Raw genomic sequence first — 19349 nt, 5'->3', positions numbered from 1 at the left:
ATGGCAGATGTGATCATCGTTTACTGGCGCGATATCCCGGCGCAGGTCATCGTGGGGCGCGGACGGCGCGGGGTGAAACGCGCCCTGCCCGAACGCTTCGAACAGGCCATCGACCGGGCCGCGATGAAGGCCGGCATGGCGGGCACCGACGACTACCTTGCGCAATGGCGCAAGGCCGACCCGATCCCGGTCGACGGCGATGACACCACCGCCGCCGACACCACTGCCGCGGCGCTGGATGCCGAATTTGATACCGCGCGCCTGAAGGCGCTGATCGACAACCACGGCTGGGCATGAGCCCAAGGACCATCTGGGAGAAAGCCATGGCGCTTCTGAACTTCAAACCTCGGACCACCGCCTCTGTGGCCCAGGCGCCGCGCACATCGGGCCAGCTTGAGGCCCTGATGGACGGGTTCTCGATCGAGGTGATGCCGCGCACCGCCGAGAAGGTCGAGGATTTCCGCGCCCTGCTGCCCGCCGGCACCCGCGTCTACATCGCCCATATCGACGGCACCCCGATCGAGGACATGGTCGCCACCGCCGCCCGTCTGGCACGCGACGGCTTTGCCGTGATGCCGCATTTCCCGGCCCGGATCATCCGCGACAAGGCCACGCTGGGAGACTGGATCGCCCGCTATCAGGGCGAGGCCGGGGTCGATCAGGCACTGCTGCTGGCCGGTGGCGTGGCCGCGCCGAAGGGCGACTTCCATAGCTCGATGCAACTGATGGAGACCGGGCTGTTCGACAAGGCCGGGTTCAAACGCCTGCACGTGGCGGGCCATCCCGAGGGCAGCCGCGACATCGATCCCGACGGTGGCGACAAGATGGTGATTGAGGCGCTGCGCTGGAAACAGGCGTTCGCGGCGCGCACTGATGCGAAAATGGCCATCGCCACCCAGTTCTGCTTCGAGGCCGCGCCGGTCATCGCCTGGGCCGACCGGCTGGCCGCCGAAGGCATCGACCTGCCGATCCACATCGGCGTGGCCGGCCCCGCCAAGCTGCAGACCATGATCAAGTTCGCCATCACCTGCGGCGTCGGCCCCTCGCTGCGGGTGCTGCAACGCCGCGCCCGTGATGTGACCAAGCTGGTGCTGCCGTTCGAACCCATCGACTTCCTGTCGGATCTCGCGGCCCACAAGGCCGCGCATCCGGACTTCTCCATCGCGCGGGTGCATTTCTTTCCGCTGGGCGGTATCAAGACCACCTGTGAGTGGACCCGCGCCCATGGCGGTGCGTCGGGCCAACCTGCCGCGATCGCCGCCGCCTGATGCCATCGCCCGTCCAGACTGCCGCGCTGCTGTTCGATCTGGACGGCACCTTGCTGCACTCTGATCCGTTGCACGCGCAGATCTTCATCGACCTGTTTGCCGCCCGTGGCGTCGCCATCGACGACGCCTATTACCTGCGCCACATGCACGGCCGTCTGAACGAGGATATCTTCACCGAGTTCTTCCCCGACGAAGATGCCGCGCAACTGTCATGGGACAAGGAAGCGGCCTTCCGCGACCGGCTGGGCGGCGCGGCCCCCGCCACCGCCGGGGTCGAACCCCTGCTGGCCCGCGCCCGTGCCGATGGGCTGGGCCTTGCCGTGGTCACCAACGCCCCGCGCATCAACGCCGAGGTCATGCTGGCCGCCATCGGCCTGGCCGACGCCTTCGACACCCTTGTCATCGGCGACGAATGTGATCGGGGCAAACCGCATCCCGACCCCTATCTGGCCGCCATGGCAGCGCTGAACGCCGATCCCGCCCGCTGCATTGCCTTCGAAGACAGCCCTTCGGGCGTACACTCTGCTGCGGCTTCGGGTGTCTACACCGTCGGGCTGGAAAGCTCGCTGGATGCCGACAGCCTGCGCGATGCGGGTGCGGCGATGACCATCAAGGATTTCACTGCCCCCGCGCTCGGCCCCATGCTCGACCGCCTTACAGGAGCCCGCCCATGACCCGCACCGTTGTCGAGTCCCAGACCAAGACCGTCACCATCGGCTTTGACGAGCCGTTCTGCGTCATCGGGGAACGCATCAACCCGACCGGCCGCAAGAAGCTGGCCGCCGAACTGGAAGCAGGCGATTTTTCGACCGTCGAGCGGGACGCGCTGGAACAGGTGGCCTGCGGGGCGATGGTTCTGGATATCAACGCGGGCGTTGTCTACAATTCCAACCCCAACCCGAACGAGACCGAACCGCCGCTGATGACCGCCGTGATCGAACTGGTGCAGGGCTTGGTCGACGTCCCCCTGTGCATCGACAGTTCGGTTCCCGCCGCTCTTGAGGCCGGGCTGGCCGCCGCCAAGGGCCGCCCGCTGCTGAACTCGGTGACGGGCGAGGAAGACCGGCTGGAACTGGTGCTGCCGCTGGTCAAGAAATACAACGTGCCGGTGGTGGCGATCTCGAACGACGACACCGGCATTTCGGAAGATCCCGAGGTGCGATTCGCGGTGGCGAAGAAGATCGTCGAGCGCGCCGCCGATTTCGGCATCCCGGCCCATGACATCGTGGTCGATCCGCTGGTGATGCCGGTGGGCGCCATGGGCAGTGCCGGGCAGCAGGTGTTCACGCTGGTGCGCAAGCTGCGCGAGGAACTGGGGGTCAACACAACCTGCGGGGCCTCGAACATCTCCTTCGGGCTGCCCAACCGCCACGGCATCAACGCCGCCTTCCTGCCCATGGCCATCGGCGCGGGCATGACCAGCGCCATCATGAACCCCGTCCGCCCGGTCGAGATGGAGGCGATCCGCGCCGCCAACTTCCTGATGAACCACGATCCAAACGGCAGCGAATGGATCCGCTTTGCCCGCGTGCTGGAAGCTACCCGCGACGGCACGCCGTTCGCCGAAGCCTCCCAGGCCGCCAGCGGCGGACGCGGCGGACGTCGCCGCCGCCGGGCCTGAGCCTGCGCGCCCCGGTCTGAAAACGACCCGCGCCATGCCGCTTTCAAAGGCGACATGGCCGCCGCGTTTCGGCATCCCGCGTCTATCGGGACCAGTAGCGACGGGAGGCGCAGCATGGCGAAAGATATCGGGTCACAGGCCACAATCCTGCACTGCGCAGAGCTTCCGATGGAGAGTTTCTCGGACCCGGACTATGGCAACGTGCGCTGGCAGACCCTGTTCACCGCCGACCGCACCGAGACCTCCGGCCTGACCTGCGGCGTGGCGCATTTGCGTCCCGGCGACTGTCTGGCGCTGCACCGCCATGCCCATCCCGAAACCTATTTCGGCCTGTCGGGCCGGGCGCGGATCATGGTGGACGGTGTCGCGCACGAGCTGACCCCCGGTACCGCCATCTTCATCCCCGGTGGCGCCATTCATGGCATGTTCGCCGATACCGAAGATGCGCAGATCCTCTATACTTTCCCGGCCAACAGCTTCAGCGAGATCGAGTATCAGTTCCTGATGGATGCCGCACCCAAGGCCCCCGCCGTGGCCGCCGTGCAGGCCCGCCAGCTGGACCTGATGGATGCCCTGTCGGAGGACTACAGCGCCGACACGACGCTGCAATAGTCCACGCTCAGCCTGTGAGATGCCACAGTTCGGTCAGAAAATTGGCCGATCCCACGGGGATGCGGGCCATTTCGGGGGCATGATGGACAACCACGGGGTGGCGCGGTCATTGCGTGCCGCACCCCCTGCGCCACAGGTGCCGCCGGTCCAGGGCACCAGCACCACACCGGCGGTTTTTTCGCGGGTCAGCATCAGCACACTGCCGCAGCGCCGCCTTCAAGACCCTGGAATGCGCAGGCGGCCGAAGGAAAGCACCTGACGCGTCGCAGACGGTTCGAGAAGGTCGGTGTCAGGCATGGGTCATGCCCCTTCAGCTTGCATGAACGTTCGAAAGGGCGTCAGTCTGACCGCCCGCACCCCGTGCGACAAGCCAAACCAGAGGACATCCCGTGACCGCGCCGAAAGATCCCCTTGTCGTTTTCCTGCCCTCGGGCAAACGCGGGCGCTTTGCGCCCGGCACCCCGGTGCTGACCGCCGCACGCCAGTTGGGCGTCGATCTGGATTCTGTCTGCGGCGGGCGCGGCATCTGCTCGCGCTGCCAGATCACCCCGGCCTTCGGAGACTTCCCCAAGCATGGCATCCATGTGGGAACCGAAGCCCTGTCGGGCTGGAACGCGGTCGAAGAACGCTACAAGTCCAAGCGCGGGCTGATCGACGGGCGGCGGCTGGGCTGTCAGGCGCAGATCACCGGCGATGTGGTCATCGACGTGCCCCCGGAAAGCCAGGTCCACCGCCAGATCGTGCGCAAGGCGGCCTCGGACCGGGTGATGAAAATGGACCCGGTCACCCGGCTGTACGTGGTCGAGGTCGAAGAACCCGACATGCACGAGCCCACGGGCGATTTCGAACGGCTGGCAAGGGCGCTGCAGGCGCAATGGGGTGTTGCCGGTCTGACCGCCGGTCTGCCGGTGCTGGCCCGCCTGCAACCGGCGCTGCGCAAGGGCGGCTGGCAGGTTTCGGTGGCGGTTTATGACGACGGCCACGGCGCGCCGGTGCTGCTGGATCTCTGGCCCGGCCTGCACGACGGCGGGCTGTACGGTGTGGCGGTCGATCTTGGCTCTACCACCATTGCCGCGCATCTGTGCGATCTGGCGTCGGGCGCGGTGCTGGCTTCGGGCGGGATCATGAACCCGCAGATCCGCTTTGGCGAAGACCTGATGAGCCGCGTGTCCTATGGCATGATGAACCCCGGCGGCGACCGCGAGATGACCGCCGTGGTGCGCACCGCCCTGAACGATCTGCTGGCCGATCTGGCAGGCCAGGCCGGGATCGAGACGCGGCTGATCTTCGAGATGGTGCTGGTCTGCAACCCGGTCATGCACCACCTGGCGTTGGGGATCGACCCGCTGGAACTGGGTCAGGCGCCCTTCGCGCTGGCGACCTCCGATGCGCTGCGGCTGTCGACGCGGGATCTGGGGCTGACCAACACCGGCGCCAGCGCCCGCCTGTACGTGCTGCCTTGCATCGCGGGCCATGTGGGTGCCGATGCCGCCGCCGTGGCGCTGGCCGAAGCGCCGGACCGCTCCGACGATCTGGTTCTGGTGGTGGACGTGGGCACCAATGCCGAGATCCTGCTGGGCAATCGCGAACAAGTGCTGGCCTGTTCCTCGCCCACCGGTCCGGCCTTCGAAGGTGCCCAGATCAGCGCCGGACAGCGCGCCGCCCCGGGCGCCATCGAACGGGTCGAGATCGACCCGGTCACCAGGATCCCCCGGTTCCGCGTCATCGGCAGCGACCTGTGGTCGGATGATCCCGCCTTCGACGCGGCCACCGCCGCCTCGGGCATCACCGGCATCTGCGGCTCGGGCATCATCGAAGCGGTTGCGGAAATGCGCATGGCCGGTCTTCTGGATGCCTCAGGGCTGATCGGCTCGGCCGAGGCGGCGGGCAGCGACCGGCTGGTCCCCGACGGGCGCACCCATTCCTATGTGCTGCATGATGCACGGGCGACGGGCGGGCCGCTGATCTCGGTGACGCAAGGCGACATCCGCGCGATCCAGCTAGCGAAATCCGCTTTGTACGCTGGCGCGCGGCTGTTGATGGACGAGATGGGCGTGGACCATGTCGAACGGGTGGTGCTGGCCGGGGCCTTTGGCGCGCATATCTCGCCCAAGCACGCGATGGTGCTGGGCATGATCCCCGACTGCCTGCTGGACAAGGTGCAATCGGCGGGCAATGCCGCCGGAACCGGGGCGCGGATGGCCCTGCATTCCCGCGCCGCGCGGGACGAGATCGAGGCAACGGTGCGCCGGATCACCAAGGTCGAAACTGCCATCGCGCCGAAGTTCCAGGAACATTTCGTCAACGCCAACGCCCTGCCCCACGCCACCGATCCATTCGCCGAATTGCGCCGGATCGTGACCCTACCCGACGTCGGGTTCGGGGCCGGTGGCGGCGGCGGCGAAGGCGATGGCGGCCGCCGCAGACGGCGGCGGCGCGGCTGAGAAAAGGCTCACGTGTCCGCAAGGGCGACGCCGCTGCAAGTTGCAAGGTGGGTTGATCCGGTACAGATCTTCCTGTCTGCTCAAGGCGCGTCCATTTGTGAGAGGCAATATTCATGGCAAGGCCCAGGATCGCTCTGCTTGGTGCTATTCTTGAATCCAATCGCTTCGCGCCGCCCGCCGAAAAAAGCGATTTCGTATCCCTGACCTGGCTCACTGGCGAAGATCTCATGGATGAGGCCAGGTCGGTCGCTCCGAAGTTGGCGACCGAGTTCGCCGCCTTTGTCCGCGCCATGGATGCAACCGGAAACTGGACGCCCGTGCCGTGCCTTCTGGCGGCGAGTCACCCAGCGGGGCCGGTGCGCGCGGCGGTGATCGAAGAGATTGTTGCAACATGCGAAGACAGGTTGCGAGCAGCCGAACCCTTGGACGCGGTGTACATCTGCAATCACGGCGCCATGGTCGCCGAACACGATGATGATCCGGACGGATTGTTGATGTCGCGCATCCGAACCGTCGTCGGCCCGGAAGTTCCGATCATCGCGACGCTTGATCTGCACGCGAATATCTCGCAGCGCATGGTCGATGCCTGTGACCTGATCGTGGGCTACCGCACGAACCCTCATGTGGATCAGATCGAACGCGGCGAGGAAGCTGCCTTTTCGCTTCGTCGTATTCTGTCGTCCGGTGTTCGGCCCAAGATTGCGCATGTGAAGCTGCCGCTGGTCCCCGCCTCGGTCACGCTTCTGACCGCTGAACACCCTTACGGCACCCTGATCGATCATGGACAACGTCGGCAGGCCGAGTATCGAAGCGAGATCCTCAATGTCTCTGTCTTCGGCAATTTCCTTTTCTCGGACACGCCAGACAACGGGCTGAGTATCGTCGTAACGGCGCGCGAAGACGCCCAATGTGCGGCGGCTCTGGCGGTCGAACTGGCGGATATGGCCTGGTCTTTGCGCAAGGACTTCGTCCGGCGACTGACATCCCTAAGTGCAGCGGTGACGATTGCGACCGAACATGGGCGAACGCCGGTGATCTTCTCGGACGCCGGCGACAACCCCGGAGGCGGCGGCAGTGGTCGCACGACGGAGTTGTTGGCGGCGCTCTGCCAGGCGGGTGTGGACGACTGCTTGTTTGGATCTTTCTGCGACCCTGAACTCGCGCTCGAGGCTCATCGCGTGGGCGTCGGCAACCGGTTCCGGGCGCGCTTCAACCGGTCTTGCGACACGACCACCGCCTGGGGGCGTTGGGACGCACCTTTCGAAGCCGACGCGGAAGTCCTGGCGCTGCATGACGGCGATGTCGTGGGTAAACGGGGCATGACGGCCGATCGGAGAATGGCCTTGGGACCATCTGCGGCGCTTCGCATTGGGGGTGTCACGGCTGTGGTAATTACCGATCGTACGCAGACCGCAGATCCTGTCTTCTTTCATATGTTCGGCCTGGATATCGCCGCTGCACGCACGGTTGTCGTAAAATCGCGGGGCCATTTCCGCGCCGGGTTTTCCGGCTGGTTCGCGCCTAGCCAGGTTTACGAGGTCGACACGTCGGGCTTGACCTCTCCGGTCCACGACCGCTGGCCCTTTGCGCATTTGCCACGCCCCAATTATCCGATGGATGCGCATACCGAATGGTCGCCCCTTCCCCCTGGCTAGACGGGCTCGGAATACTTGTCGTTCGGCGTCGTCAATTTGACAAACTGCATGAATTGGCGAGCAAGCTGTGACGGGGGTCTTCCCGACGGAAGAACAAAGCTGGTGTCATAGAAGATGGCGGCGTCAAAGGGACGGACGACAATGCCCTCCAGACCCGACGCCAACAGCGGGAACGGGTTGATAAGTGTCACTCCCAATCCTTCGCGCACAAGTTCCAGGGCCGCCATGTTCGTGGCCGTCTCGGCGACTTGTTTGGGATGCACGCCCGCGCGCGCGAAGATCTGCTCGGTGATGGCCCGCGTTCCCATGCGTCGCAAGAACTCAACCAGGGCAACGCCTTCCAGATCCTGGGGCGTGACAACCCGCTTTTCGGAAAGCGGGTGCCCCACCGGCATGGCACAGACGACCTGGCTGCGGCGCCAGGGCACAAGATGCACCCCGGACCGCTGGATCATGGCACTGGTCAGCCCAAGATCGTAGCGCAGATCGAGGATGCCAGCCACAAGCACATCCGTCGCCTGAATATCAAGTTGAAGCTGTTTGCCGGGATTCTTTTTCAGAAAGCTCGCAACCCTGGAAATGATAAAGTGGTGGGCAAGGGTTGGCGGCACGATCAGTCGCAACGGTGCGTCATCGGGCGTGGCCCATTCCGCGCCTTCGATGTCGGCAAGCGTCTCGAAGATGGGGTCCAGCTTGTCGTTCAGCCTCAGCGCCTCGTCCGTCGGATCAATACGCCCGGACCGCCGCAGGAAAAGTGACCGGCCGACCCTGGCCTCCAGTTGGGACAAGGAGCGGCTCACGGCGGACTGAGATATCCCGAGCCGCCGGGCTGCGCCGATGGTGGTGCCTGTCGTGATGACGGCTCTCAGCGATTCAAACTCGCGAAGCCTGTGCCGGTGTTCCGTCATGTCGAGGTATCCTCTTGAGGCGTGGACGCGCATCCAACTACATGGGTTGATCTATGCATAACTGCATAGAGATCAGTATTGGCAATGATTTTTGTGGTAGCTAGCATTTGCACCTAGGGCGCAGTGTCGGACAAAGATTCGGCAGTTCGCAAGCGCCAGGCAAACAGGGAGTCTTTTTCTGATGAGGAAACTCACAGCAGCGACTGCGGTCGCTTTCGGCATTTTGGCCATCGGAGCCGGTGCCACATCGGCCGAGAAACTGACGATCGGTCTCGCTTCCGAGCCGACGTCGCTGGATCCGCATTTCCACAACCTCGGCCCGAACAATGCAATGTCGGTGCATATCTTTGACCGCCTTATCGCCCAGGACGAGAAGCAGCGCCTGTCGCCGGGGCTGGCCGTTTCCTGGAAGCCGGTCGATGATCTGACCTGGGAATTCAAACTGCGTGAAGGCGTCAAGTTCCATGACGGCAGCGACTTCAATGCTGACGACGTGGTCTGCACCATGGCGCGCGCGCCCAACGTTCCGAATTCGCCCTCGGGCTATGGGACCTATCTGAAGGGCAAGGAAGTCATCAAGATCGACGACTACACCGTGCACTTCAAGACGGCAGCACCTTACCCTCTGATGGGCAACGACATTTCGACGATCCCTGTGATCTCGGATGTTGGCTGCGACTCGACGACCGAGGACTTCAACGCGGGCACCGCAGCCATCGGGACCGGCCCTTTCAAGTTCCAGAGCTACACACCGGGCGAAAGCATCGTTCTTGTTCGCAACGACGACTACTGGGGTGATCAACCCATCTGGTCCGAAGTCGAGTTCCGCCCGATTACATCCGGCCCCAGCCGCGTGGCTTCGCTTCTTGCCGGTGACGTCGACATGATTTCGGGTGTTCCGACCACCGATATCACAACCCTGAAGGGCAATGACGACATCCAGCTCAGCCAGGGTGTCTCGAACCGCGTGATCTATCTCCACATGGATCAGTTCCGCGAAAACTCGCCCTTCGTGAAGGCCAATGGCGGAGGAGACATCAAGAACCCGCTGATGGATGTCCGCGTCCGCAAGGCCATCAGCATGGCGATCAGCCGTGACGCCATCGTCGATCGGGTGATGGAGGGTGTCGCCCTTCCCGCCGGTCAGCTTTTGCCCGAGGGGTTCTTCGGCGTCTCGGACAATCTTGACGTGGTGGCCTACGATCCGGACGGCGCGAAAGCGCTCCTGGCCGAAGCCGGGTACCCTGACGGTTTCGAACTGACCATCCACGGACCGAACGACCGCTATATCAACGACGCAAAGATCGCCGAGGCGATTGCTCAGATGCTGACGCGCGTCGGGATCAAGACCGCGGTCGAGACAATGCCCCGTTCCGTGTATTTCGGGCGCGCCTCAAAAGGTTCGCCTGAAGGCCTGCCGGAATTCAGCTTCATCCTTGTGGGTTGGGGTGCCGGGTCCGGCGAAGCATCTTCGCCGCTGAAATCGCTGATCCACACCTTTGACAAGGATGCGGGCTTTGGTTCGTCCAACCGTGGCCGACATTCGGATGCGGAAACCGATGCGCTTATCGAAGAAGCTCTGCGCACCGTTGACGACGCCAAACGCCAGGAGCTTCTGGCGCAGGCAACCGAGCGGGCGATCGAAAACGTGGCGATCATTCCGACCCACTTCCAGGTCAACACCTGGGCGGCCAAGAAAGGCCTCAGCTACATCGCGCGCACCGACGAATACACGCTCGCGACAGGCGTTGTGAAAGAGTAATCGCACGGCATCCGGGCCGCCTGCACGGTGGCCCGGATCCCAATTCCAGGGTAAGACCGCATGACCGTTTTCATCATTCGCAGACTACTGCAGGCCTTGCTGGTGGTCTTCATGATGTCGGTGATCGTCTTCTTCGGTGTCAATATCATTGGCGATCCCGTCTATATGCTGGTCAGTCCCGATGCCGATCAGGCCGACATCGAAGCCGCGATCAGCCGGCTTGGCTTGGACCGGCCGATCCTCGAGCAATACTGGCTGTTCCTGAAAGGTGCCGCGCAGGGGGATCTCGGCAACAGCTTCATTTTCGGCGAGCCCGCGCTGAAACTGATCCTGCACCATATGCCGGCGACGATGGAATTGGCCTTCTCGGCCCTTATCCTGGCGATTGTCATCGGCATCCCCCTGGGGCTCTTTGCCGGACTTTACCCGGACAGCGGGATATCCAAGGGCATCATGGCGGCCTCTATCCTCGGCTTTTCACTGCCCACGTTTTGGGTCGGCCTCATGCTGATCATGCTGTTCGCTGTCGAACTTCGCTGGGTTCCGGCGACGGGTCGTGGCGATCTCGGAACCTTTCTCGGCATCCATAGCAGCCTTTTCACGCTGGACGGCCTGAGCCATATTTTCCTGCCCGCGCTGAATCTTGCACTCCTGAAGATCTCGCTCGCCATCCGGCTGACACGCGCGGGTGTCCGGGAGGCAATGGGGCTGGACTATGTGAAATATGCCCGCGCCAAGGGGCTATCGACCCGGCGCATCATCCTTGTACATGTGATGAAGAACATCATGATCCCGGTTGTCACGGTGATGGGACTGGAATTCGGAAGCCTGATCGGCTTTTCCGTCGTGACCGAGACGATCTTCGCCTGGCCCGGGATGGGAAAGCTTCTGATCGACGCGATCCTGCAACTCGATAGGCCTGTTGTTGTCGCCTATCTGATGATCATCGTGCTCTTCTTCGTCCTGATCAATCTGATCGTGGATATCCTCTATTCGATCCTCGATCCCAGGGTCCGTTTGCAGGATCAAGGCGCATGACCGACACGGCTGCAGATCCCGCGCTGAGTTCCAGCATACCTGCCAAGGTTGAAACGCCGTTCCAGCGTTTTCGCGCCGAGTTCTTCGAAAGCAGGATCGCGACAGGGGCGCTGGCTGTCTTTTTGATCATCGTGCTTCTCGCTGTCCTCGCGCCGTGGATCACACCGCAAAATCCTTACGACCTTGCGCAAGTCAGCGTCATGGACGGGCGTTTGCCGCCGGGTTCAGAATCCTTCGATGGATACACGATGTGGCTGGGGTCGGATGGCTCCGGGCGCGATCTTTATTCGGCCATTCTGTACGGCCTGCGCATCTCGTTGACGGTCGGTCTTGCCTCTGGTGTCATTGCACTTCTGATCGGCATGGCGATCGGGCTGATCGCGGCATACGCGGGAGGACGCATCGAGGCGATCATCATGCGCATCGTCGATCTTCAACTGTCATTCCCGGCGTCGCTGGTGGCGCTGATGATGGTTGCGGCCCTGGGCAAAGGGGTCGACAAGATCATTTTTGCACTGGTGATCGCGCAGTGGGCCTACTACGCCAGAACGGTGCGCGCGACCGCAATGGTCGAGCGTGGCAAGGAATATGTCGAAGCGGCGCAATGCCTTGGCATTTCACGCTTCAGGATTGTCTTCCGGCACATTCTTCCCAACTGCATGGCCCCGCTGATCGTGGTGGGCACCGTCCAGACGGCAAGCGCAATCTCGCTGGAAGCGACATTGTCCTTCCTTGGCGTGGGCCTGCCCCAGACCGAGCCGTCGATTGGCGTTCTGATCGCCAACGGGTTCGAATACATGCTTTCCGGGCGCTACTGGATTTCCGTGTTCCCGGGGCTGGCGTTGTTGCTGACGGTCGTCTCGATCAATCTTGTGGGCGACCATCTGCGCGACGTTCTGAACCCGAGGTTGAAGAAATGAGTGCGGTTCTCGACGTTCGCGGGCTGAAGACCCACTTCTTCACACATGCCGGCGTGGTGAAGGCCGTGGACGGGGTGGATTTCACCGTCTCCAAGGGCGAAATCATGGGTCTGGTCGGCGAGTCCGGTTCGGGCAAGTCGATCACCGGCTTTTCCATTCTCGGCCTGATCGACCCGCCGGGCCGGATCGTCGAAGGCTCCATCAAGTTCAACGGCGAAGAGATCGCGAACGCGAAAGAGGATCGTCTGCAAAGCCTCCGCGGCAACCGCATTTCGATGATCTTTCAAGATCCGATGATGACCCTCAACCCGGTGCTGCGGGTGGACACGCAGATGATCGAGGCCATCCTTGCGCATGAGTCCGTATCCAAGCACGCCGCGTGGGAGCGGAGCCGCGATGCACTTGGCCTGGTCGGCATTCCGTCACCGGAAGAGCGTCTGCGAGCCTATCCGCATCAGCTTTCAGGCGGGATGCGGCAGCGCGTGGCGATTGCTACGGCCTTCCTGAACAAGCCGGATCTTATCATCGCCGACGAGCCGACCACGGCGCTCGACGTGACCATTCAGGCACAAATCATCCATGAGGCGCAAAAGCTGACGAAGCAGACCGGCACCGCGATGATCTGGATCACCCATGACCTGGCCGTCGTCGCCGGTCTGGCCGAGCGGATTTCGGTCATGTACGCCGGGCGGATCGTCGAACAGGGCGGCATCGACGACGTGATCGACCGCCCGTTGCATCCCTACACCGCTGGCCTTCTCGGGTCGGTACCGACAGCGAACCGTCGCGGCAAGCGCCTGTTCCAGATCGAAGGCATGACGCCGAACATGCTCGCACTTCCAGACGGATGCGCGTTCGGGCCGCGCTGCCATGCCCGGACCGAGGCGTGTGGCCGCCGGCCTTCCATCGAAGACATCGACGGTCGGAGCCTGCGGTGTTTCAATCCGCAGCAAGCGGCGGAGAGCGTGATTTGACGGAACCATTGGTCGAAATTCGCGGCGTTTCAAAACGTTTCACAAAGCGGCTGGACGTGGCGGGCAAGATTGCCCAGCGGCTGGGCGCCAACATTCGCGAAGAAACCGTTCACGCGGTCGACAACGTCAACCTGTCGATCCTGAAGGGCGAAGTGCTGGGCCTTGTGGGCGAGTCCGGTTGCGGGAAGTCCACGTTGGGGCGCGTCGTTGCCGGCATTCATGCGGCAAGCGACGGGCAAATGTTCTATGAAGGCAAGGACGTCGCCACGCTGACCGGGGCAGACAAACGCGCGGCCACGCTGGCCATCCAGATGATCTTTCAGGACCCGTTCGCCAGCCTGAATCCGCGGATGCGGGTCGAGGACATCATCGGTGAAGCGCCCCGGATGCAGGGGATCGTCAGCAAGGCCGAAATTCCCCAGTACGTAGATGACGTGATGCGCAAGGTCGGGCTCGACCCATCGTTGAAGAAGCGCTATGCGCACCAGTTTTCCGGCGGCCAGCGCCAGCGGATCGGCATCGCGCGGGCACTGGCCGTGAAGCCGAAGTTCCTGGTCTGCGACGAGGCCATCGCCGCGCTTGATGTTTCGATCCAGGCGCAGGTGATCAACCTGTTCATGGACCTGCGCGAGGAACTGGGCCTGACCTATCTGTTCATCAGCCATGACCTGAGCGTGGTCGAACATATCGCCGACCGTGTCGCGATCATGTATCTGGGCCGGATCGTCGAGAGCGCAACGACCGAAGAGATTTTCTCTGATCCGCGCCATCCCTACACCAAGGCGCTTCTGGCCGAAGCCCCCCGCCTTGATCAACGCCGCCGCGCGTTCGAACCGATCACGGGGGAAATTCCCTCGCCGCTCGACCCGCCGCCGGGATGCACGTTTCACCCACGCTGTCCTGTTGCAACGGCCCAATGCCGTTCCACCGTTCCCGACCTCAAACCTGGTCGCGGCGGACGCGAAACCGCCTGCCTGTTGGAACACGGCGAGACCGTTTGAATTTGAAAATGGAGACACCCTTGAAGAACGCCGATCCAATCTGGGACCACGTCGACCGTCATCGCGATGAATTCATCAACCTGTCAGATCGCGTTTTCGACACGCCCGAAACTCTCTACGCTGAATACAAGTCGGTAGCAGAGCACACGCGGATGCTGGAGTCGCAGGGCTTCAAGGTCACCGAAAACGCCGCTGGCATCCCGACCGCCGTGATCGGGGAGGCCGGCGACGAAGGTCCCGTCATCGCCATCCTCGGCGAATTCGACGCGCTGCCCTATCTCAGCCAATCCCCCGGTGTGGCCTCGCATCAACCGCTTGAAGAAGGCGGAAATGGCCATGGCTGCGGGCACAACCTTCTTGGTGCCGCCGCCCTTCTGGCGGCGACTGCCGTCAAGAACTGGATGGCCGAGAACGGCATCAAGGGGCGCGTCCGTTACTATGGCTGTCCTGCCGAAGAAGGGGGTGCAGCCAAGACCTATATGGTGCGCGAAGGACTGTTCGATGACGTGGACGCGGCCATCTCCTGGCACCCTGCGACCTTTACCGGTGTGAACGAAGCAAGATCGCTCGCGAACACCCGGATCGATTTCACATTCCACGGAAAGGCCGCGCACGCAGCCGGCGCACCCGAATTGGGCCGGTCCGGGCTCGACGCTGTCGAATTGATGAATATCGGCGTCAACTACCTGCGCGAGCACATGCCCGACAGCGCGCGCGTGCATTACGCCTATCTTGATGCGGGGGGTGTCGCGCCGAACGTGGTTCAGGCGAAAGCCACCGTACGACAGCTCATTCGCGCCAGTTCACTACCAGAACTGACTGATCTCGTCACACGCGTCCGCAACATTGCCGATGGCGCGGCCCTGATGACCAGCACCCAGGTTACAAGCCAGGTGTTCTCCGGCGTCTCCAACCTGCTTGGAAACCGCCCGCTGGAAGAAGCGATGCAACTCGAGCTTGAAAAGCTCGGACCGGTTCCCTTTGATGACGCCGATGATGCCTTTGCCCGCGAAATCCAGACAACACTGACGGCCGCGGACATCGACACGACCTTCAAGCGGATCGGCGCGAAGCCGGTGAAAGACCTCGCGCTTTGCGATTTCATCGCACCGCTCGACCGTCACAGCGACGGCGGTGAGGGTTCAACGGATGTGGGTGACGTAAGCTGGGCGGTGCCCACAGTGCAGGCGCGCGTGGCCACCTGTGCCATCGGCACGCCGTTCCACACCTGGCAAACCGTCGCGCAAGGCAAGGCCCCAGCCGCCCACAAGGGGATGATCTATGCGGCCAAGACAATGGCGGCCACGGCGTGCCGACTGGTCGAAAACCAGGCCCTGCTCGCCGCCGCGCGCGAGACCCATCAGGAACACCTTGAGGAGACGCCCTATACCTGTCCGATTCCGGATGATGTGCGCCCTCCGGTCTGACAGATACCATGACACGCGCAGCCGCCATTCACGCCGCCTCCCGGTACTTCGAAACCGGCGGCTTCGCCCGCGATTTGGGCGCGTTGGTCAGCCATGAAACAGAGAGCCAGACGCCCGACAAGGCCGCCGAACTGCCCCGATACCTGGAACAAGCGCTGATACCGCGCCTGAACGCCATGGGCTTCACATGCCAGATCCATGAAAACCCGGCTCCGGACGCTGGCCCGTTCCTTGTCGCCGAACGTATCGAGGGCGACACACTCCCTACCATCCTGACTTACGGCCATGGTGACGTGATCCGAGCGCAAACCGATCAGTGGCGCGACGGCCTTCACCCGTTCCGCCTTGTCGACGAGGGGAACCGGCTTTACGGGCGCGGCACGGCCGACAACAAGGGACAACATCTGATCAACCTGGCGGCCTTGAAAGCCGTCATCGACACCCGCGGATCGCTCGGGTTCAACAGCCGCATCCTTGTCGAGATGGGCGAGGAAATGGGCTCTCCGGGACTGTCAGAATTCTGCGCGGCAAACACCGATGCCTTGGCTGCAGATGTCCTGATTGCCTCCGATGGCCCTCGCCTTCAGTCCGACACCCCCACGATGTTCATGGGCGCACGCGGCGGCATATCATTCGACCTCATCGTGGATCTGCGAGACGGGGCACACCATTCCGGCAATTGGGGCGGTTTGCTTGCTGATCCTGCCATGATCCTTGCACAGGCCTTGGCGACAATCACGGATGCGCGCGGGCAAATTCAGGTGCCGGAATGGCGCACCACCAGCCTGACCGACGATATTCGCGCCGCTCTGCGAGACCTGCCGCTCAAGGGGGACGGTGGTCCCGAGATCGACGAGGACTGGGGACAGGAAGACCTGACACCCGCCGAGCGCGTGTTCGGCTGGAACAGCTTCGCAGTGCTTGCCATGAAAAGCGGCGTCCCAGAAGCACCCGTAAACGCGATTTCGGGTCATGCCAAAGCGGCGTGTCAGCTGCGCTTTGTCGTCGGCACAAATCTGGATGACATCTTGCCTGCGTTGCGCAGGCATCTTGATGCGCAAGGGTTCAAGGACATTCAGATCGTCCCACACGAACGCGCGTTCTTCAACGCCACGCGGCTGCCCCCGGATCATCCATGGGTGAAGTTCGTCGCGCGCTCGCTGGAACACACCTCTGGCAAAGCACCGCATGTCCTTCCCAACCTGGCCGGGTCGCTTCCCAACGAGGTTTTCGCGGATATCCTGGGGCTTCCGACCGTCTGGGTGCCGCACTCCTATCGCGGCTGTTCCCAGCATGCCCCGAACGAGCATGTTCTGAAGTCTGTCTCGCACGACGCCTTGACCCTGATGGCCGGTCTTTTCTGGGATATCGGTCACGCGGGCGGGCCCGCCCGAACCGCAGCGCCTGCCTAGAACACAACAGAAAGTGGCGCGAACAAATCGAGGCCAGCGGCTTTGGCAACCAGGGCTTCGTCGCCAGGGCGGGCGACCCATTCGGCGCGCGCCCTGGCGATGCAGCGAACAAACATGACCCCGAAAGAGCGCCGGACGCCGCGACTGAGATCTCGGAACTTCTGTTCCGCAGTTCTTTGGTGAAATGTGGTGGCTGCGCGTCACGCCTGATTGTCCGTGATCGCGGGGATTTCGATCTGTATGGGCCGCCGATACACTTTCGGCTTGAAGCCGGTTCGCACCAAGTGATAATCGGAACACCGCTGCGGGTGTAGCTCAATGGTAGAGCAGGAGCTTCCCAAGCTTAAGACGAGGGTTCGATTCCCTTCACCCGCTCCAGTCCTTGCGTGTCAGACCCCTTGCCGCCTCAGAAGGCCGGCCAGATGAGGTTGAACACCAGCATCACCACGAAGACCCCGGCAAAGAGTTTCCAGTCCCACTTCTTGTGCTCGCGATCAACGATTCCAAAGTGGCGCATGCCAGCGATGGTGAGCAGGATCAGTACCGCCGAGATGGCGGCGTGGACGAGGTCGATATGCATGGTTGTTTCCTGGTGTTGTGTGTCTAGAGACTATTGGATTGAAAGATCGAGGTTGTAACTCACGGTCTTGCCGCTGTCCCTGTCGTTGCCCATCAGGTAGGTGCGGATCGTGTAGATGCCGTCTTTGGGCAGGTCGATGAGGGCAGAATTGCCATCCCGCGACCCGATGTAGATTGCCGCGCTATCGCTGCCCGGCGGCAGGATGTTGAAATAGATCGTGCCGTTGCCGTTGGTCTCGGCGACGCGCAATTCCGCGAACATCTGCTGCCCGCCCTTCGCACGCAGCTTGTGATCGAAATAGTCGTGGCCCTTGATGGTGCCCGTGACCATCGCGCCAAAGTTGCCCTTCTGGAAATGCACGTCCTCGGACATCTGCGCGAAAGCGGGGCTGGCCAGGGCCAGGGCGGCGGCCAGCAGGGGAATGCGAAACATGGGATCTCCTCGCAGTAGGGCGTTGTTGGGGAACACATGCGCGCTCCGCGATGAGGATAGCAGCGCACCGGCACAAGGAAAGGCAGGCACGGTGAAAACAGGGGGCTATGGCCGCCCCGTTGCAGGCCATGAGAGCTGTCCGCCACTCATCGGGGCCGGAGCGCCGGTGGTGTCCGGCCCGCTGATCGGCAGGCCGCGGGCACAGCGCACGGCCAGATAGGCGAAGGCCTGCGCCTCGATCATGTCGCCATCCAGCCCGGCATCCTCGGCCGGAGCCGTGTCGCAGGACAGATGGTGGCGCAGGCGGTCCATCAGCGTGGCATTGCGCCGGCCACCCCCGCAAACGATGACCCGCGACGGCGGGCGTGGCACCATTTGCAGCGCGCGGGCCACGGCCAGCGTCGCCGCTTCGGTCAGGGTCGCCGCTGCATCGGCATCGTCCAGCCCGGCCACCGCCTCGGCCAGCCCGGCAAAATCGTCGCGGTCCAGGCTTTTCGGCGGCGGTTTGCGAAAATACGGATGCGCGCCGAAGGCGTCCACGATCTGGCGGTCGGGGCGGCCCTGTGCGGCCAGTGCGCCACCCGCATCCTGCCCCACCCCGCGCCGCGTGCGCATCAGATCGTTGATCGGCGCATTGGCCGGGCCGGTGTCGAAGGCCAGCATCGCACCGGGGGCAAAGGGCGCTTCGGCCCGTGGATCGACCCATGTGATGTTGCCGACGCCGCCCAGGTTCAGGAACACCACCGGGGACACAGCCCCGATCCATTGCGCCAGGGCGAAGTGGAACACCGGGGCCAGCGGCGCCCCCTGTCCGCCGGCGGCCACATCGGCGCTGCGGAAATCCCAGGCCACCGGCAGGCCCAGCTCGCGGGCCAACCGCGCGCCATTGCCGGTCTGATGGGTGCCGCGCTGGCCCGGATCATGGGCCAGCGTCTGGCCGTGAAAGCCGATCAGATCGCCGCCCATATCACGCAGCAGATCCAGATGCGCCGCCTCGATCACCTGTGCGGCTTCGGCCACCCCCGGATCGCCCGGCCAGCGCCCCAGCGCCGCGCGCAGCACCGCCGTTTCATTGTCCGAAAACCCGCGATAGCTGGACGGGCCAAAGCCGAAGATCCGCTCGCCATCGGTGTCCAGACCGGCCACGTCCACCCCGTCCAGCGAGGTGCCGGTCATGCAGCCGATGGCGCGCACCACCTGGCCCGCTGTGATGGTCTTTCCCTTCATCGGCCTACCCCGTATAAGCGCCCGGCAACTCGCGCGCGCCATCCTTGTTTCCGCGCGCGCCAACACGC

18 protein-coding genes and 1 tRNA gene are annotated in these 19349 nt (G+C 63.4%); 15 read left to right on the top strand and 4 right to left on the bottom strand.

The window, feature by feature from the left end; translation table 11 throughout:
* The 7 genes from ACP15K_RS08020 to ACP15K_RS07990 all read left to right on the top strand — a co-directional run bounded on the left by ACP15K_RS08020 (position 1) and on the right by ACP15K_RS07990 (position 7600).
* Positions 1-297 (top strand): virulence factor, encoded by a 297-nt coding sequence (locus ACP15K_RS08020; RefSeq protein ID WP_193141606.1) that lies wholly within the window; start codon positions 1-3, stop codon positions 295-297.
* Positions 298-323: 26 nt separating this feature from the next.
* A complete protein-coding gene (locus ACP15K_RS08015; RefSeq protein WP_424990231.1) occupies positions 324-1268 on the top strand; it encodes a methylenetetrahydrofolate reductase in 945 nt (314 codons plus the stop codon).
* Positions 1268-1942 (top strand): HAD family hydrolase, encoded by a 675-nt coding sequence (locus tag ACP15K_RS08010; RefSeq protein WP_424990230.1) that lies wholly within the window; start codon positions 1268-1270, stop codon positions 1940-1942. The genes ACP15K_RS08015 and ACP15K_RS08010 overlap by 1 nt, the downstream gene beginning before the upstream one ends.
* Positions 1939-2889 (top strand): methyltetrahydrofolate cobalamin methyltransferase, encoded by a 951-nt coding sequence (locus ACP15K_RS08005; protein ID WP_424990229.1) that lies wholly within the window; start codon positions 1939-1941, stop codon positions 2887-2889. The genes ACP15K_RS08010 and ACP15K_RS08005 overlap by 4 nt, the downstream gene beginning before the upstream one ends.
* Before the next feature lie 114 nt (positions 2890-3003).
* Positions 3004-3501, top strand: a complete 498-nt coding sequence (locus ACP15K_RS08000; protein ID WP_424990228.1) for a cupin domain-containing protein — start codon at positions 3004-3006, stop codon at positions 3499-3501.
* A gap of 389 nt (positions 3502-3890) precedes the next feature.
* Complete coding sequence (locus tag ACP15K_RS07995; protein WP_424990227.1) at positions 3891-5945, top strand: ASKHA domain-containing protein; 2055 nt, start codon at positions 3891-3893, stop codon at positions 5943-5945.
* 113 nt (positions 5946-6058) lie between these two features.
* The gene (locus ACP15K_RS07990) at positions 6059-7600 is read left to right on the top strand and encodes a M81 family metallopeptidase (RefSeq protein ID WP_424990226.1); all 1542 of its coding nucleotides are present in this window, start codon (positions 6059-6061) and stop codon (positions 7598-7600) included.
* On the opposite strand, the gene ACP15K_RS07985 is transcribed toward ACP15K_RS07990, so the two are convergent.
* Positions 7597-8508, bottom strand: coding sequence for a LysR family transcriptional regulator (locus ACP15K_RS07985; protein WP_424990225.1), 912 nt, complete (start codon positions 8506-8508; stop codon positions 7597-7599). The genes ACP15K_RS07990 and ACP15K_RS07985 overlap by 4 nt on opposite strands.
* Positions 8509-8689: 181 nt before the next feature.
* Here ACP15K_RS07985 and ACP15K_RS07980 point away from each other — a divergent pair, with 181 nt between their 5' ends.
* The 8 genes from ACP15K_RS07980 to ACP15K_RS07945 all read left to right on the top strand — a co-directional run bounded on the left by ACP15K_RS07980 (position 8690) and on the right by ACP15K_RS07945 (position 17420).
* Complete coding sequence (locus tag ACP15K_RS07980) at positions 8690-10270, top strand: ABC transporter substrate-binding protein (RefSeq protein ID WP_193141614.1); 1581 nt, start codon at positions 8690-8692, stop codon at positions 10268-10270.
* 60 nt (positions 10271-10330) lie between these two features.
* Complete coding sequence (locus ACP15K_RS07975; protein ID WP_424990224.1) at positions 10331-11308, top strand: ABC transporter permease; 978 nt, start codon at positions 10331-10333, stop codon at positions 11306-11308.
* Positions 11305-12228 carry an ABC transporter permease gene (locus tag ACP15K_RS07970; RefSeq protein WP_424990223.1) on the top strand — a complete coding sequence of 308 codons (924 nt, stop codon included), beginning with the start codon at positions 11305-11307 and terminating at the stop codon, positions 12226-12228. The genes ACP15K_RS07975 and ACP15K_RS07970 overlap by 4 nt, the downstream gene beginning before the upstream one ends.
* Entirely contained in the window at positions 12225-13202 is a 978-nt protein-coding gene (locus ACP15K_RS07965; RefSeq protein WP_226925848.1) for an ABC transporter ATP-binding protein, read from the top strand. The genes ACP15K_RS07970 and ACP15K_RS07965 overlap by 4 nt, the downstream gene beginning before the upstream one ends.
* Positions 13199-14203 carry an ABC transporter ATP-binding protein gene (locus ACP15K_RS07960; RefSeq protein ID WP_226925849.1) on the top strand — a complete coding sequence of 335 codons (1005 nt, stop codon included), beginning with the start codon at positions 13199-13201 and terminating at the stop codon, positions 14201-14203. Before ACP15K_RS07965 ends, ACP15K_RS07960 begins: the two co-directional genes overlap by 4 nt.
* A gap of 20 nt (positions 14204-14223) precedes the next feature.
* Positions 14224-15630 carry an amidohydrolase gene (locus tag ACP15K_RS07955; protein WP_424990222.1) on the top strand — a complete coding sequence of 469 codons (1407 nt, stop codon included), beginning with the start codon at positions 14224-14226 and terminating at the stop codon, positions 15628-15630.
* Positions 15631-15638: 8 nt separating this feature from the next.
* Positions 15639-17042, top strand: a complete 1404-nt coding sequence (locus tag ACP15K_RS07950) for a M20 family metallopeptidase (RefSeq protein ID WP_424990221.1) — start codon at positions 15639-15641, stop codon at positions 17040-17042.
* 304 nt (positions 17043-17346) lie between these two features.
* Positions 17347-17420, top strand: a tRNA-Gly gene (locus ACP15K_RS07945).
* A gap of 28 nt (positions 17421-17448) precedes the next feature.
* On the opposite strand, the gene ACP15K_RS07940 is transcribed toward ACP15K_RS07945, so the two are convergent.
* The 3 genes from ACP15K_RS07940 to ACP15K_RS07930 form a co-directional block, all read right to left on the bottom strand.
* Positions 17449-17622 (bottom strand): hypothetical protein, encoded by a 174-nt coding sequence (locus ACP15K_RS07940; RefSeq protein WP_193141620.1) that lies wholly within the window; start codon positions 17620-17622, stop codon positions 17449-17451.
* Between the two features lie 30 nt (positions 17623-17652).
* On the bottom strand, positions 17653-18054 hold the full coding sequence (locus ACP15K_RS07935) for a hypothetical protein (RefSeq protein WP_424990220.1): 402 nt from the start codon (positions 18052-18054) through the stop codon (positions 17653-17655).
* A gap of 105 nt (positions 18055-18159) precedes the next feature.
* Positions 18160-19281 carry an anhydro-N-acetylmuramic acid kinase gene (locus ACP15K_RS07930; RefSeq protein ID WP_424990219.1) on the bottom strand — a complete coding sequence of 374 codons (1122 nt, stop codon included), beginning with the start codon at positions 19279-19281 and terminating at the stop codon, positions 18160-18162.
* Positions 19282-19349: the final 68 nt, after the last annotated feature.

The organism is Fluviibacterium sp. S390, assembly GCF_049800695.1.
Taxonomy (GTDB): domain Bacteria; phylum Pseudomonadota; class Alphaproteobacteria; order Rhodobacterales; family Rhodobacteraceae; genus Meridianimarinicoccus.
The sequence above is the reverse complement of the archived record's forward strand: the minus strand, read 5'-3'. Positions and strand labels throughout refer to the sequence as shown.